At 66.3% G+C, this 13,628-nt stretch carries 16 protein-coding genes; 5 read left to right on the forward strand and 11 right to left on the reverse strand.

From position 1 onward, the window contains the following. Positions 1-81 precede the first annotated feature (81 nt). Together V9L20_RS08095 and V9L20_RS08100 are read left to right on the forward strand one after the other, a co-directional pair. Positions 82-1,215 (forward strand): thiolase family protein, encoded by a 1,134-nt coding sequence (locus V9L20_RS08095; protein WP_337296184.1) that lies wholly within the window; start codon positions 82-84, stop codon positions 1,213-1,215. Between the two features lie 38 nt (positions 1,216-1,253). After that, positions 1,254-1,730 carry a MaoC family dehydratase gene (locus tag V9L20_RS08100; RefSeq protein ID WP_258507834.1) on the forward strand — a complete coding sequence of 159 codons (477 nt, stop codon included), beginning with the start codon at positions 1,254-1,256 and terminating at the stop codon, positions 1,728-1,730. A 14-nt stretch (positions 1,731-1,744) separates the two neighbouring features. Here the strand turns inward: V9L20_RS08100 and V9L20_RS08105 are convergent, their stop codons facing one another. Next, positions 1,745-2,560: a ferritin-like domain-containing protein gene (locus tag V9L20_RS08105; RefSeq protein ID WP_337296185.1), complete on the reverse strand. Its 816-nt coding sequence runs from the start codon at positions 2,558-2,560 to the stop codon at positions 1,745-1,747. A gap of 41 nt (positions 2,561-2,601) precedes the next feature. On the opposite strand from V9L20_RS08105, the gene V9L20_RS08110 reads away from it, so the two are divergent. Beyond that, complete coding sequence (locus V9L20_RS08110) at positions 2,602-3,126, forward strand: gamma carbonic anhydrase family protein (protein WP_337296186.1); 525 nt, start codon at positions 2,602-2,604, stop codon at positions 3,124-3,126. A gap of 32 nt (positions 3,127-3,158) precedes the next feature. After that, complete coding sequence (gene hslO / locus V9L20_RS08115; protein WP_258507828.1) at positions 3,159-4,169, forward strand: Hsp33 family molecular chaperone HslO; 1,011 nt, start codon at positions 3,159-3,161, stop codon at positions 4,167-4,169. Positions 4,170-4,203: 34 nt separating this feature from the next. Here the strand turns inward: hslO and V9L20_RS08120 are convergent, their stop codons facing one another. Both V9L20_RS08120 and V9L20_RS08125 read right to left on the reverse strand, forming a co-directional pair. Beyond that, entirely contained in the window at positions 4,204-5,067 is an 864-nt protein-coding gene (locus tag V9L20_RS08120) for an NAD(P)-dependent oxidoreductase (RefSeq protein ID WP_337296187.1), read from the reverse strand. 38 nt (positions 5,068-5,105) lie between these two features. Beyond that, entirely contained in the window at positions 5,106-5,885 is a 780-nt protein-coding gene (locus tag V9L20_RS08125; RefSeq protein ID WP_337296188.1) for an SDR family oxidoreductase, read from the reverse strand. Between the two features lie 144 nt (positions 5,886-6,029). Here V9L20_RS08125 and V9L20_RS08130 point away from each other — a divergent pair, with 144 nt between their 5' ends. Further along, the gene (locus V9L20_RS08130; RefSeq protein ID WP_337296189.1) at positions 6,030-6,830 is read left to right on the forward strand and encodes an AraC family transcriptional regulator; all 801 of its coding nucleotides are present in this window, start codon (positions 6,030-6,032) and stop codon (positions 6,828-6,830) included. A 39-nt stretch (positions 6,831-6,869) separates the two neighbouring features. Here V9L20_RS08130 and V9L20_RS08135 read toward each other — a convergent pair whose 3' ends face one another. From V9L20_RS08135 to V9L20_RS08170, 8 genes are read right to left on the reverse strand one after another with little or no spacing between them, the layout of a single operon-like run. After that, on the reverse strand, positions 6,870-7,847 hold the full coding sequence (locus V9L20_RS08135; protein WP_337296190.1) for a hypothetical protein: 978 nt from the start codon (positions 7,845-7,847) through the stop codon (positions 6,870-6,872). Next, on the reverse strand, positions 7,847-8,548 hold the full coding sequence (locus V9L20_RS08140; RefSeq protein ID WP_337296191.1) for an ATP-binding protein: 702 nt from the start codon (positions 8,546-8,548) through the stop codon (positions 7,847-7,849). The genes V9L20_RS08135 and V9L20_RS08140 overlap by 1 nt, the downstream gene beginning before the upstream one ends. Beyond that, positions 8,545-9,168, reverse strand: a complete 624-nt coding sequence (gene pnuC, locus V9L20_RS08145) for a nicotinamide riboside transporter PnuC (protein ID WP_337296192.1) — start codon at positions 9,166-9,168, stop codon at positions 8,545-8,547. Before pnuC ends, V9L20_RS08140 begins: the two co-directional genes overlap by 4 nt. A gap of 17 nt (positions 9,169-9,185) precedes the next feature. Next, positions 9,186-9,464, reverse strand: coding sequence for a cell division protein FtsB (gene ftsB, locus V9L20_RS08150; protein ID WP_281146611.1), 279 nt, complete (start codon positions 9,462-9,464; stop codon positions 9,186-9,188). Between the two features lie 16 nt (positions 9,465-9,480). Further along, entirely contained in the window at positions 9,481-10,764 is a 1,284-nt protein-coding gene (eno, locus tag V9L20_RS08155) for a phosphopyruvate hydratase (protein WP_012748543.1), read from the reverse strand. A 36-nt stretch (positions 10,765-10,800) separates the two neighbouring features. After that, complete coding sequence (locus tag V9L20_RS08160) at positions 10,801-11,091, reverse strand: DUF1330 domain-containing protein (RefSeq protein WP_258507807.1); 291 nt, start codon at positions 11,089-11,091, stop codon at positions 10,801-10,803. Further along, positions 11,088-11,945 (reverse strand): 3-deoxy-8-phosphooctulonate synthase, encoded by an 858-nt coding sequence (gene kdsA / locus V9L20_RS08165; protein ID WP_258507805.1) that lies wholly within the window; start codon positions 11,943-11,945, stop codon positions 11,088-11,090. Before kdsA ends, V9L20_RS08160 begins: the two co-directional genes overlap by 4 nt. Further along, entirely contained in the window at positions 11,942-13,621 is a 1,680-nt protein-coding gene (locus V9L20_RS08170; protein ID WP_157614687.1) for a CTP synthase, read from the reverse strand. The genes kdsA and V9L20_RS08170 overlap by 4 nt, the downstream gene beginning before the upstream one ends. Between the last annotated feature and the right edge of the window lie 7 nt (positions 13,622-13,628).

The following is a 13,628-nucleotide window of genomic DNA, read 5'->3' on the forward strand; positions in this document are numbered from 1 at the left end:
CGCAGGCACGCATCGACGTGCTTATTTTTTGACCCTCTTGCCTACCGATTGGATGGTAGGCTTGCCACAAGGAGCATCTTCATGAAAGCCGTCATTTCCGCCTACGCCCGCTCGCCGTTCCACTTCGCGAAGAAGGGCGCACTTGCGGAGGTTCGCCCCGACACGCTGGCCGCGGGTGTGGTGAGCGGCCTGCTGCAGCGCACCGATCTCGACCCGGCGCTGCTCGAAGACATCGTTCTCGGATGCGCCTACCCTGAAGCCTCGCAGGGCAACAACCTTGCGCGCATCGTCGGGTTGCTGGCGGGGCTGCCGCAAGAGGTGGGCGGCATGACGGTGAACCGCTTCTGCGGCTCGTCGATGCAGGCCGTGCACATTGCCGCGGCGCAGATCGAGGCGGGCATGGGCGAGGCCTTTTTGTGCGTGGGGGTGGAGTCGATGACGATGGTGCCGCAGGGCGGCTTCAACTTCTCTCCCAACGCCGAGCTGAAGGAAAGCACCGACGCCTACATCTCGATGGGCGAGACGGCCGAGAACGTTGCGCAGCGCTGGAACGTGAGCCGCGCCGACCAGGAGGCCTTTGCGGTCGAGTCGCACCGCAAGGCCGCGGCCGCGCGCGCTGAGGGCCGCCTGGCAGGAGAGATCGTGCCGGTGCGGCTGGCATCCGGCGACGTGATCGATGCGGACGGCTGCATTCGACCGAGCACCTCGCCCGAGGCGCTGGCGGGCCTGAAGCCGGCGTTCCGCCCCGATGGCGTGGTAACGGCCGGCACCTCGTCGCCGCTCACCGACGGCGCTGCGGTCGTTCTCGTGACCAGCGATGCCTTTGCCGCAAAGCACAACCTGCAGCCGCTGGCCCGCATCAGGTCCTTCGCAACCGTGGGCGTAGACCCGGCAATCATGGGCATCGGCCCGATTCCCGCGACGCGCAAGGCGCTGGCACGCGCGGGCCTGAGCGCCGCCGATCTCGACGTGATCGAACTCAATGAAGCCTTCTCGTCGCAGGCGCTGGCCTGCATTCGCGACCTGGGGCTCGATCCGGCCAAGGTCAATCTCGACGGCGGAGGGCTTGCCATCGGCCATCCGCTGGGCGCGACGGGTGCGCGCATCACCGGCAAGGCCGCGGCCCTGCTGGCGCGCGAGAAGGGCCGCTACGCGCTGGCCACGCAATGCGTCGGCGGTGGGCAGGGCATTGCCACCATCCTCGAACGCGTCTGAAGGTTGGAGAATGCGCGCAGGCACTACAAGGAACCCTCATGGCGGCACTCCCTGACGACCCCGGCGCCAAGCGCGCGCTGTACCTCGAAGACCTGTCGGTCGGCGACCGTTTCCGCAGCGGCGAGCACACGCTGGACGCGGCGCAGATCAAGGCCTTTGCGCTCCAGTTCGATCCGCAGCCTTTCCACACCGACGAAGAGGCCGCGAAGAACACCTTCTTCGGCGGTCTCGCGGCAAGCGGCTGGCACACGGCGGCGCTTACCATGAAGCTGCTGGTGGAGAGCGGCATTCCATTGGCCGACGGCATCATCGGTTCAGGCGGCGAACTGCAATGGCCCAAGCCCACGCGGCCAGGCGACGTGCTGCATGTGGAGGGCGAGGTGGTCGAAATCGTTCCGTCGCGTTCCAAGCCCGGCCGCGCGATGGTGACGATGCGCTGCCGCACCCTCAACCAGAACGGCGATGTGCTGCAGAACTTCGCGCCCAAGCTGGTGGTGCACGCCAGGCCTGCGTAGGCCTGTCTCTTCTTCTATTCGGTCTTGCTGCCGGCCGACAGCGCGCGCATCTCTTCGGCGCTGAAGCCGGCGCGTTCGCGTGCCTCGAAGTTGAAAGGCGGCTTCAGGCGAGGCGCTTCGTAGTGCGCCACGAGCTCCGGGTAGGTCTGCTCGGGGTCGCGGCCAGCGCGATCGCAAAGCCAACGGTACCAACGGTTGCCGATCGCAACATGGCCCACCTCGTCGCGCAGGATGATGTCGAGGATCTCGACCGCGCGCAGCGCATCGGGCGTGTTGACGCGCTTGAGCTTCGCCTGGATGAGCGGCGTGGCGTCGAGTCCGCGGGCCTCGAGCGTGCGCGGCACCAGCGCCATGCGCGCGAGCACGTCGTCCTTGGTCTTCTCGCACATGCTCCAGAGCCCGTCGTGGCCCGGAAAGTCGCCGTAGCGGTATCCCATGCCCTGCAGGTGCGCATGCAGCAGCGTGAAGTGCTGGGCCTCCTCGTCGGCCACGCGGAGCCAGTCGCGGTAGTAGGCCTCGGGCATGCCGTCGTAGCGCCACACCGCGTCGAGCGCCAGGTTGATGGCGTTGAACTCGATGTGGCAGATCGAATGGATCAGCGCGGCGCGGCCTTCGGGCGTGAAGGGCGAGCGCTTTTGCACGGCGGTGGCGGCCACGCGCACCGGCCGTTCGGGGCGGCCCGGCACGCCGACATCGTCCCCTTCGGTCCGCAGGGGTTCAAGTGCTATGGATTCGGTAGCTGCCAGTGCAGCCGTGGCGCGCGTCGCAGCCACCTTGGCTTCAGGGTCGGTCAGTCGCAGCGCGGCCAACGCGCTCAATCGGGGGTGCATCCCTACAATTCTAGTTTTTGCCCCGTTCGGAGACCTTCACGATGGCCCTTTATGAACTCGACGGCGTTGCGCCGCAACTCGGCACCGGCGCATGGGTGGCCGACAGCGCGGAAGTGATCGGCAACGTGAAGTTGGGTGAAAACGCGAGCATCTGGTTTGGCGCGGTGCTGCGCGGAGACAACGAGACGATGACCATCGGCCGCAACAGCAACGTGCAAGACATGTCGATGCTGCATTCGGACCCGGGCAGCCCCCTGACCATCGGCGAGAACGTCACCATCGGCCACCAGGTCATGCTGCACGGCTGCACCATCGGCGACAACTCGCTGATCGGCATCCAGGCCGTGGTCTTGAATAACGCGAAGATCGGCCGCAACTCGATTGTCGGCGCCGGCAGCGTCGTGACCGAAGGCAAGGAGTTTCCGGACAACTCGCTGATCTTCGGTTCGCCCGCCAAGGTCATGCGCACGATCAGCGACGAAGACGCCGCCCGCTTGCGCCACGGCTCCGACCATTACGTAGCAAACGCCGTTCGTTATGCGAAGGGCTTGAAAAAAATCGCCTGACCCCATTCAGGCACAACCGAAAGAAATCCGTTTTGAGCGAGCTGCACAAATTCCTGTTCGATGGCCTGCCGGTGCGCGGCGTGATCGTGCGCCTGACAGATGCGTGGCAGGAAATCCTGGCGCGGCGCGCCTCCAACACCACCACCGGCGCCTATCCGCCGCCCGTGGCCGAGCTGCTCGGCGAAATGACCGCCGCGGCCACGCTGATGCAGGCCAACATCAAGTTCAACGGTTCGTTGATCCTGCAGATCTTCGGCGACGGCCCGGTCAAGGTGGCCGTGGCCGAGGCCAAGCCCGACCTGAGCCTGCGTGCCACCGCCAAGGTCATCGGCGAGCTGCCGGCCGATGCGCGCCTGCCCGACATGGTTAACGAGAACAACAAGGGCCGCTGCGCGATCACGCTCGACCCCAAGGACAAGCTGCCGGGCACGACGCCCTACCAGGGCGTGGTGCCGCTCTTCGACGACGACGGCGAGAAGCTCGGCAAGCTGAGCGACGTGCTGCAGCACTACATGCTGCAGAGCGAGCAACTCGACACCACGCTGGTGCTCGCGGCCGACGACAAGGTGGCCGCGGGCCTCTTGATCCAGCGCCTGCCGGTCAAAGGCGAGGGCAATCTCGAAGGTTCGTCAGGTGGTACTTCCGACAAGGACCACGATCAGGCCAACGAAGACCAGATCGGCCGCAACGAGGACTACAACCGCATCTCGATTCTGGCGTCGACCCTGACGCGCGACGAGCTGCTGACGCTCGACGTCGAGACCATTCTTCGCCGCCTGTTCTGGGAAGAAAAACTGCTGCGCTTCGAACCGCAGATGGGCTTGCTCGGCCCGCACTTTGCCTGCACCTGCGGACGCGACCGCGTGGCGCAGATGATCCGCGGTTTGGGCGTGCAGGAGGCCGAGGAAATTCTGGCCGAGCGCGGCGACATCGAGGTGGGCTGCGACTTCTGCGGCAAGCAGTACCGCTTCGATGCGGTCGACACGGCGCAGATATTCACGCCGCCGGGCGACCAGGTGCCCGCGAGCCCCGTGGTGCAATAGGTCGCGGGGCCTTCCTCGCGCTCGTCGCGCTCGCTCAGGCGGGCTGCCGCAGCACCTTGATCATTGCGGCCAGGCGCTCGTTTGCAAAGCCTGCGCCCAGCGCGCGGTCGAACAAGCCCATCATGAAATCCGGAAAGCTCGCGTCGAGCTTTGCCTCGCGCGCCTGCTTCACGAAGAGCCGGCCGGAGCCCGCGCAGGTGGCCATCGAGCTTTCGGGCTCGCCGTAGCGGCCGGCGTGGATGGCTTGTCCCTCGGCATCGATCATTTCGCCGAGCACCGGAGAAATCGCGCCGATCATCTGCGAGAACTCGTTCACCTTCAGTCCTTCGGATTCGCAGATGCGCACGCCGTGGAAAAACCCGCTCATGGCGCCGAACATGCACGAGAGCGTGGCCAGGTCCCAGGCCGCCGCGTTGCCGATGGGCTCGCCCATGTACAGGATGTTTCCTGCGATGGCTTGGAGCACCGGCCGGCAACTCGCCAGCGCGCGCTCTTCGCCGGAGATGAAAAGCGGCGTGTCGGGCCGGCCGATCTGGCCGGGCGTGGCGAGCAGGGCTCCGTCGAGGTAGGCCACGCCGCTCAGGGCGGCCCAGTCGTCGCGTGCATCCTGCGGCGTGCCGGTGCTCAACTGCACCAGCACCTTGCCGCGCAGCGCATCGGCGACGCCGGGCGTGGCCAGGATCGACCGGGACGCCGCATAGTCGGCCACGCAGACCAGCACCACGGGGCTGGCCTGGACAGCCGCAAGGGCGCTGGGCGCGAGCACGGTGCCTTGGTTGAGGATGGGGTTGGCGCGCTCGGCGGTGCGGTTCCACACCGTGAGCGTGTGCCCGGGTTGAAGCGCTCGCGCGAGCGCAATGCCCATGGGGCCGAGGCCGATGAGAGAAACGTCGGTCATGTGTTCGTTCGTTCTTTCTTTTTGATTGCAATTCAAGTTCAGGCCGCGGCCGGCGTGAGGTTCTGGCCCAGCCCGCCATCGACCGTGAGCCGCGCACCGGTCGTGAAGGTCGCCTCGAAGGCGAAGAAGAGCACCGCGCGGGCCACCTCTTCGGCCGTGCCGTGGCGCCGCATCGGCGTGATCTGGTCGCCCAGGCGGATGAACTCGGCGCGCTCCTCTGCCGTCGCATCGGCGATGCCGAGCGTGGGCGTGTCGATGAAGCCGGGGCTCACCACGTTGACCCGAATGCCGCGTCCCACGAGCTCTGCCGCAAAGACCGAGGCGAAGGAACGCAGTGCGGCCTTGGTCGCGCTGTAGACGCTCAGGCCATGCATGCCGCCCTTGTCCGCGATGGACGAGGTGACGACGATCGCGCCGCCCGCGCGCATCAGCGGCACGAGGCGCTGCACGGTGAAGAACGGGCCCTTGGTGTTGATCGCGAAAGCGCGGTCGTAGCCGGCTTCGGTCACCTGCTCGAAGGGCTCCAGCGTCGAGATGCCCGCGTTGATGTGCAGCAGGTCGATGTGGCCGAGCTTTTCGCGGGCGAGCGCCGCGAGTGCGTCGATGTCGGCTAGCGAGCCGGTGTCCGACGCCACGACATGGGCGCGGGGCCCCAGGGTGCGGCGCGCGGCTTCGAGGTTCTTCGGGTTCAGGCCGGTCACGAGCACTTCGGCACCGCCTTCGAGCAGCGCCTGGGCGGTGGCCAGGCCCATGCCGATGGTGCCGCCGGTAATGACGGCCTTCTTGCCAGCGTATTTGTTGTTCGCAGGGGCGTCCATGGATCGGGGTTCTTGAGTGGTTGTATTCATGGCATCGGATGATCCGGAAAGCGGCCGACCCGGTCGCGCACATTCGGCCGCGGTGCAGCACGAACGGACGAAGGCGCGCGAGCATGCTTTGCCGGCACGCCGGATAATTGCCCGATGAGCGATCGCGCCCCCTCCGACACCCATCTGAACGTGCACGTGCGCCACACGCCCGGCGGCGTGGTCGGCTTCGAGGCCGTGCCCGACCACCGCATCAAGGTGCATGCCGGGGCGCCCGTCAACGGCGCCTGCAAGCTGCACAAGTTCCGCTACACGCGCGGCGACATCGACATCCTGCCCGCCGGCAGCTCCGACGTCTGGCACGAGGAAGCCGCGAGCACTTCGCTGGTGGTGCACATGCCGCCTTCGCTGCTGCGGCGCACGGCCGAGGAAATGGGGCTGCCGGCCGACCGCGCGAGCCTGGCGGAGCGCCATCAGCTGCGCGATGCGCATATCGAACACATTGCATGGGCGCTTGATGCCGAGCGGCGTGCTGGCTTTCCCAACGGCACGCTCTACGCCGACAGCCTGGGCACCGCGCTGGCGGCGCACCTGCTCGGCGGGCACCGGCTTCATGAAACGGCGCCGGTGCAGGGGCTCACACGGCCGCAGCTGCGCCGCGTGACCGACTACATCGAAACCCATCTGGAGGGCGATCTTTCGCTGGCCAGGCTGGCCGAGGTGGCGGGCCTCAGCGCATCGCACCTGAAGACGCAGTTCAAGCGCTCCACGGGCCTGCCGGTGCACGAGTACGTGGTTCACCGGCGTGTCGACCGAGCGCGCGGCCTGCTGTTGCGCAGCGGCATGGCTGCGAGCCAGGTGGCGCTGGAAAGCGGCTTTGCGCACCAGAGCCACATGGCGCGCTGCATGCGCCGCGTGCTTGGTGCCACGCCCAGCGAGGTTCGGCGCGCCGGCTAGGCCGCGCTGCCAGTCATAGGCGCCCAGCGGGCGCGTCGATCAGCGTGGAACCGCGTCGTCGAAATCGCTGAACGAGATATCGGGTGCACTCGTGTTGTGGCGCGAAGGCAGGCTGCGCCCGAAGCGCATCTGCGTGCCGCTCAGCGTCTTCACTTCAGGCAGGGGCAGCACCTGCTCTGCGGCATCGGAGGATTCCCGCCACTGCACTTCGCTCACGTCGGCGTTGTCCGCCGCAACGTACATCGAGCGCAGCACTGCGAAGGGCCGTGCATCGCCGGTCGGCGTCGAGAGCCTGACATCGAGCGCGGTGCGCGTGCGGCTGATTTCGGACACCTTGGCCACGGCGCTGCCGCCCCTGGCAAAGCGCAGGTGAATGGCCAGCGGCTTGGGCACGATGCGGATCGATGCAATATCGACCACCGGCCGGCTGCCTTGTTCGACCGGGCCGAGCAGGAACGACGAGCCATAAACGCCGTCGCCGAAGCGTTCTTCCGGCAGCGGCTTGATGCGCCAGTAGCCGTCCGCGGGATAGAGCACCAGCGCCTCGAGCACCTTGCCTTCTTCCTTGCGGAAGATCTGCAGCAGGTGAAATCCGCGGTCGGTGCGCGCGCCCACGCGCACCGGCACCTGCTGCGGGCGCCAGAAGCTGGGCAGCGTCATGCCGACGATGCGCCACTGCGCGTCGTCGAGCAGTACCACGCGGCGCGGCTTGAACTTGTGCGCGGGATCGGTGGGGTGCGCACCGCCGTCGAAGTTGCAGCCCGAAAAGTCGGGCGCGGTGATGTCCTTGCCGATGCTGTCCAGGTATGCCGGCTGCAGCGCCTCGATGCGCATGCGCCGGATGCCTTCGCCGCTCAGCACCAGCGAGACGTTGTCTTCTTCGGCACAAGCGGTGGTCGTGGTGGCGTTTTCCACGGTGGCGGCAACCGGCGCCGCCGTAGCGGTTCCGGCTGCCAGCAGGGCCGGGCCGACGAGACAAAGAAGACGGGCAAGACGAGAGATACCAAGCGGGAACATCAGATCTCCGAGTTGGGTTTTGACGGGTTATCGCGGCGGCCAAGGAGGTCGCTGAACAGACGATGTTCGCATTCCGGGTCGGAGCATTTCTCGCAAGGCCATGACCAGGAGGTGGGTTTCGCGTCGCCGCGGCTTCCTCGTGCCCGGGCCTGGCCTTCGTTGCCGGCGATGGAGTTGATGGCGTTCCAGGCATTGGAGAGCCTTTCACCGCCGCTGCCATGCACCACGGCGAATGAAAGCCCGGCGCCCGACAACGCCGCGCGCACCAGCGTGTCCGTCGGCTCGCGCGCGTGGTCGCCGTCGCGCATCGCATCGGCAACCCAGGGGATGTCGAGCGCGGTGAGCAGCGTGATGGCATAGCGCCGCTGGGCAGCGAGCGCATCGGCGTAAAGGGATGTGTCGCCGAACAGCTGCTCGCTGTACACCGCGGTCATGAGCGCCGTGGTGTCGGCCACCACCACGCCCGAGGCGGCCGCGGCGTCGATGCGGCGCGTTTGCTCGTTGGCGATGGCGCGTTGCTCATCGGGGCGAGGCGTGCGGCCTTCGCGTTCGCACCACTCGCGCAGGTATTCCGCCACCAGCGTGGCTGCAATGCCGCGCTCTTGCAGGCGCTGCACGAGCGCGCGGGCGAGCTCGGTCTTGCCCGTGCTCTCGGCGCCCAGCAGTGCAATGACGCAGCCAACCGGCAGCATGGGCGTCATGCGCGCGCGGCCTCATCGTGCATGCGCGAGCGCCATGCAAGAAAACCCGCCACGCTGAGCACCGCGAACACCGCGTAGAGCCCGACGGTGAGCCACAGGCCCTTGTGGACGAACAGGCCCACGCTCACGATGTTCACCGCCAGCCACACCAGCCAGTTCTCGATGAACTTGCGCCCGAGCAGGAACTGGCCGACCAGGCTGAGCCCGGTGGCGAAGCCGTCCCACCAGGGCACGTCGCTGTCGGTGAAACGGTGCAGGAAGAGGGCGACCGCCGGCCACGCCACCGCGCAGGCCATCAGCGCAAAAGCAATGCCGCGCGGCGACAGCCGGCTGACGCGCAATGCGCTGCCGTCGGCGCGATGGCCCCGCAGCCATTGAAACCAGCCCCAGAACGCGACGACCGCGAAGAACACCTGAAGCGAGGCGTCGCCATAGATTCGCGCCTCTGCAAACACCGCCACGTAAAGCAGCGAGCTGACGATGGCGAGCGGCCAGCCCCAATGGATTTCGCGCATGTTGCAGCCGACCATGGCCAGCGCCAGGACGGCAGCCACGAGTTCGAGCCAGCTGACCGGAGAGCCCCAGAGCGCGAAGGCGGGGGCCGAGAAGAACTCGGGCATCGAGAGTGCCGTTTCGATCAGTGTGTGACTTGAACGAACACTTCGTTGGGCTTGACCATGCCCAGTTCCTGCCGGGCACGCTCCTCGACCATTTCGAGCCCGACCTTGAGGTCGTTGACCTCGGAGGCCAGCCGCTCGTTGGTGACGGCGGCCTTGGCATTGGCCTCTTTCTGCGCAGCCAGCTTGGTCTGCAGCTGCGACACATCGCGCACGCTGCCGCGCCCGTTCCACAGCTGCCACTGCAGGACGACCAGCAGCAGCAACAGCACGATGGGTGGAACGAGGCGCGAGCGCATGCCGCGGAGCCGGGCGCTACTTCAGGTTGTAGAACGCGCCGCGGCCAGGGTAGCTGGCGATGTCGCCCAGGTCTTCCTCGATGCGCAGCAGCTGGTTGTACTTGGCGATGCGGTCGGAGCGCGAGAGCGAACCGGTCTTGATCTGGCCGGCGTTGGTGCCCACCGCAATGTCCGCAATGGTGCTGTCTTCGGTTTCGCCCGAGCGGTGCGAAATGACGGCCGTGTAGCCGGCGCGCTTGGCCATCTCGATGGCGGCGAAGGTTTCGGTCAGCGTGCCGATCTGGTTGATCTTGATCAGGATCGAGTTGGCAATGCCCTTGTCGATGCCTTCCTGCAGGATCTTGGTATTGGTGACGAACAGGTCGTCGCCCACCAGCTGCACGCGCTTGCCGAGGCGTTCGGTGAGCAGCTTCCAGCCGTCCCAGTCGCCTTCGTGCATGCCGTCTTCGATGCTGATGATCGGGTACTTGTCGACCCAGGTGGCCAGCATGTCGGCCCAGTTGCCGGCCGACAGCGTGAGGTTCTCGCCGGAGAGCACGTAGTTGCCGTCCTTGTAGAACTCGCTGGCGGCGCAGTCGAGGCCGAGCGCAATCTGCTCGCCCGCCACGAAGCCGGCCTTGTCGATGGCTTCGAGAATCAGCTGGATGGCCGCTTCATGGCTTTCGACGCTGGGCGCGAAACCGCCTTCGTCGCCGACCGCCGTGCTGATGCCGCGGTCGCCCAGGATCTTCTTGAGCGCATGGAACACCTCGGCGCCGTAGCGCACGGCTTCGCGGAAGCTCGGGGCGCCCACGGGGATGATCATGAACTCTTGCAGGTCGAGGCTGTTGTTGGCGTGCGCGCCGCCGTTGATGACGTTCATCATCGGCACCGGCAGCTGCATGCCGCCCATGCCGCCGAAGTAGCGGTACAGCGGCAGGCCCGACTCTTCGGCCGCGGCGCGTGCCACGGCCATCGAAACGGCGAGCGTCGCATTGGCGCCCAGGCGGCCCTTGTTGTCGGTGCCGTCCAGGTCGATCATCGTGCGGTCGAGGAATGCCTGTTCGCTCGCGTCGAGGCCGAGCACGGATTCCGAGATCTCGGTGTTGATGTTCTCCACCGCCTTGAGCACGCCCTTGCCGAGATAGCGCTTCTTGTCGCCGTCGCGCAGCTCGATGGCTTCGCGCGAGCCGGTCGATGCGCCCGAGGGCACGGCTGCGCGGCCCATGGTGCCGGATTCGAGCAGCACGTCGCACTCGACTGTGGGGTTGCCTCGGCTGTCGAGGATTTCGCGGCCGACGATGTCTACGATTGCACTCATGCGTTTCTCTTTCTTTGCAGTCTCGAATTCAGATGATCAAACGCCTTCGACCGCGACCATGCGCATGACGGCGGCACCGGCGCGCGCTTCGCGGGCCTTCAGGTATTCGGGTGTCTCATAGAAAGCCTTGGCCTTCTCGAAGCTGGGGAACTTGAGGATGACGATGCGCGAAGGCGACCAGTCGCCCTCGAGCACTTCGACCTGGCCGCCGCGCACGCACACTTCGGCACCGTGCGCCTGCATGGCGGCACTCGACCATTTCTTGTATTCCTCGTACTGCGCCGGGTTGGTGACCTCGACGTGGGCGATGACATAACCACTGCTCATGATTGAAAGACATCCTCTAGAAATGCGTTTTTCTTGGTGACCCGGTCGAGCGCCAGCAGGGTTTCGAGCAGGGCCTTCATGTGCTTGAGCGGCACGGCGTTGGGGCCGTCGCTCAGTGCCTTGGCCGGATCGGGGTGCGTCTCCATGAAGAGGCCGGCCACGCCCACGGCCACCGCCGCGCGCGACAGCACCGGCACCATTTCGCGCTGGCCGCCCGAGCTCGTGCCCTGGCCGCCCGGCAATTGCACCGAGTGCGTGGCGTCGAACACCACGGGGGCGCCAGTCTCGCGCATGATGGCGAGGGAACGCATATCCGACACCAGGTTGTTGTAACCAAAGCTCGCGCCGCGCTCGCAGGCCATGAAGCTGTCTTCGGGCAGGCCCGCTTCCTTGGCGGCCGCGCGCGCCTTGTCGATCACGTTCTTCATGTCGTGCGGCGCAAGGAACTGGCCCTTCTTGATGTTCACCGGCTTGCCCGACTGCGCCACCGCGCGAATGAAGTCGGTCTGGCGGCACAGGAAGGCGGGCGTCTGCAGCACGTCGACCACCTTGGCGGCCTCGGTGATGTCGTCTTCGGTGTGCACGTCGGTCAGCACCGGCAGGCCGAGTTCGCGCTTCACCTTGGCCAGGATTTCGAGGCCCTTTTCGCGGCCTGGGCCGCGAAAGCTGGTGCCCGAAGAGCGATTGGCCTTGTCGAAGCTGCTCTTGAAGATGAACGGAATCCCGAGCGAGGAAGTGATTTCCTTCAGCGTGCCGGCCGTGTCCATCTGCAGTTGCTCGGATTCGACCACGCAGGGGCCGGCGATCAGGAAGAAGGGCTGGTCCAGCCCGATGTCGAATCCGCAGAGTTTCATGCCACTGCCTTCAGGTTTTTGGTACCGCCCGCGCTGCGGGCCTTGTGGTCGAGCGCCGCCTTGATGAAGGCGTTGAAGAGCGGATGGCCGCTCCACGGGGTCGACTTGAATTCGGGGTGGAACTGCACGCCCATGTACCAGGGATGCACGTCCTGCGGCAGCTCGACGATTTCGGTCAGGTGCTCGCGCTGCGTGAGTGCGGAAATCACCAGGCCTGCGGCGCGCAGTTCGTCCAGGTAGTTGACGTTGGCTTCGTAGCGGTGGCGGTGGCGCTCGGTCACCACGTCGCCGTAGATGCTGTGGGCCAGTGTGCCGGCCGAAACGTCGGAGCTTTGCGCGCCCAGGCGCATGGTGCCGCCGAGGTCGGACTTTTCGTTGCGCGTCTTCACGGTGCCGTCGGCGTCCTTCCACTCGGTGATCAGCGCGATCACGGGGCAGGGCGTCTCGGGGTCGAACTCGGTGCTGTTGGCGTTCTTCAGGCCTGCCACGTGGCGCGCGTACTCGATGGTGGCCACCTGCATGCCCAGGCAGATGCCGAGGTAGGGCACCTTGCCTTCGCGCGCAAAGCGGGCGGCCGAGATCTTGCCCTCGACACCGCGCTGGCCGAAACCGCCGGGCACCAGGATGGCGTCGTACTTGGCAAGGCGCGAAACGTCTTGCGGCGAAATGGTTTCGGAGTCGATGTAGTCGATCTTCACGCGCGCATGGTTCTTCATGCCGGCGTGGCGCAGCGCTTCGTTCAGCGACTTGTAGCTGTCCGACAGGTCGACGTACTTGCCGACCATGGCAATGCTCACTTCCTGCTGCGGATGCTCGACCTCGTAGACCAGCTCGTCCCAGCGGTTGAGCTTGGCCGGCGGCGTGTTGATGCGCAGCTTGTCGCAGATGAGGCCGTCCAGGCCCTGCTCGTGCAGCATGCGCGGCACCTTGTAGATAGTGTCCACGTCCCACATCGAGATGACGCCCCATTCGGGCACGTTCGAGAACAGCGAGATCTTGGCGCGCTCGTCGTCGGGAATCGGGCGGTCGGCGCGGCACAGCAGCGCGTCGGCCTGGATGCCGATGGCGCGCAGTTCCTTGGCGGTGTGCTGCGTGGGCTTGGTCTTGAGCTCGCCGGCGGCGGCAATCCAGGGCACGTAGCTCAGGTGCACGAAGGCCGAGTTGTTCGGGCCCATGCGCAGGCTCATCTGGCGCACAGCCTCCAGGAAGGGCAGCGATTCGATGTCGCCCACGGTGCCGCCGATTTCGACGATGGCCACGTCGACCTCATGCGGGGTGCCGAGGCCGGCGCCGCGTTTGATGTATTCCTGGATCTCGTTGGTGATGTGCGGGATCACCTGCACCGTCTTGCCGAGGTAGTCGCCGCGGCGCTCTTTTTCGAGCACGGTCTTGTAGATCTGGCCGGTCGTGAAGTTGTTGGCCTTGCGCATCCGCGTGGTGATGAAGCGCTCGTAGTGGCCGAGGTCGAGGTCGGTTTCGGCGCCGTCGTCGGTAACGAACACTTCGCCATGCTGGAACGGTGACATCGTGCCGGGGTCGACATTGATGTACGGATCGAGCTTGATGAGGGTGACCTTGAGGCCGCGCGATTCGAGGATCGCGGCGAGGGAGGCGGAGGCGATTCCCTTGCCAAGGGAAGATACGACACCACCGGTGACGAAGACAAATTTGGTCATGCCAGTT

Source organism: Variovorax sp. CCNWLW225 (assembly GCF_037204045.1).
In the GTDB taxonomy this organism is placed as follows: Bacteria; Pseudomonadota; Gammaproteobacteria; order Burkholderiales; family Burkholderiaceae_C; genus Variovorax.

Excerpts from the sequence above, each read along its gene's own strand:
- eno (WP_012748543.1), bottom strand. The coding sequence starts at position 10,764 with ATGAGTGCAATCGTAGACATCGTCGGCCGCGAAATCCTCGACAGCCGA.
- V9L20_RS08120 (WP_337296187.1), bottom strand. The coding sequence starts at position 5,067 with ATGACCGACGTTTCTCTCATCGGCCTCGGCCCCATGGGCATTGCGCTC.
- kdsA (WP_258507805.1), bottom strand. The coding sequence starts at position 11,945 with ATGAAACTCTGCGGATTCGACATCGGGCTGGACCAGCCCTTCTTCCTG.
- V9L20_RS08140 (WP_337296191.1), bottom strand. The coding sequence starts at position 8,548 with ATGACGCCCATGCTGCCGGTTGGCTGCGTCATTGCACTGCTGGGCGCC.
- pnuC (WP_337296192.1), bottom strand. The coding sequence starts at position 9,168 with ATGCCCGAGTTCTTCTCGGCCCCCGCCTTCGCGCTCTGGGGCTCTCCG.
- V9L20_RS08130 (WP_337296189.1), top strand. The coding sequence starts at position 6,030 with ATGAGCGATCGCGCCCCCTCCGACACCCATCTGAACGTGCACGTGCGC.
- V9L20_RS08125 (WP_337296188.1), bottom strand. The coding sequence starts at position 5,885 with ATGGACGCCCCTGCGAACAACAAATACGCTGGCAAGAAGGCCGTCATT.
- V9L20_RS08095 (WP_337296184.1), top strand. The coding sequence starts at position 82 with ATGAAAGCCGTCATTTCCGCCTACGCCCGCTCGCCGTTCCACTTCGCG.
- V9L20_RS08135 (WP_337296190.1), bottom strand. The coding sequence starts at position 7,847 with ATGTTCCCGCTTGGTATCTCTCGTCTTGCCCGTCTTCTTTGTCTCGTC.
- ftsB (WP_281146611.1), bottom strand. The coding sequence starts at position 9,464 with ATGCGCTCGCGCCTCGTTCCACCCATCGTGCTGTTGCTGCTGCTGGTC.
- V9L20_RS08160 (WP_258507807.1), bottom strand. The coding sequence starts at position 11,091 with ATGAGCAGTGGTTATGTCATCGCCCACGTCGAGGTCACCAACCCGGCG.
- V9L20_RS08105 (WP_337296185.1), bottom strand. The coding sequence starts at position 2,560 with ATGCACCCCCGATTGAGCGCGTTGGCCGCGCTGCGACTGACCGACCCT.
- V9L20_RS08170 (WP_157614687.1), bottom strand. The coding sequence starts at position 13,621 with ATGACCAAATTTGTCTTCGTCACCGGTGGTGTCGTATCTTCCCTTGGC.
- V9L20_RS08110 (WP_337296186.1), top strand. The coding sequence starts at position 2,602 with ATGGCCCTTTATGAACTCGACGGCGTTGCGCCGCAACTCGGCACCGGC.
- V9L20_RS08100 (WP_258507834.1), top strand. The coding sequence starts at position 1,254 with ATGGCGGCACTCCCTGACGACCCCGGCGCCAAGCGCGCGCTGTACCTC.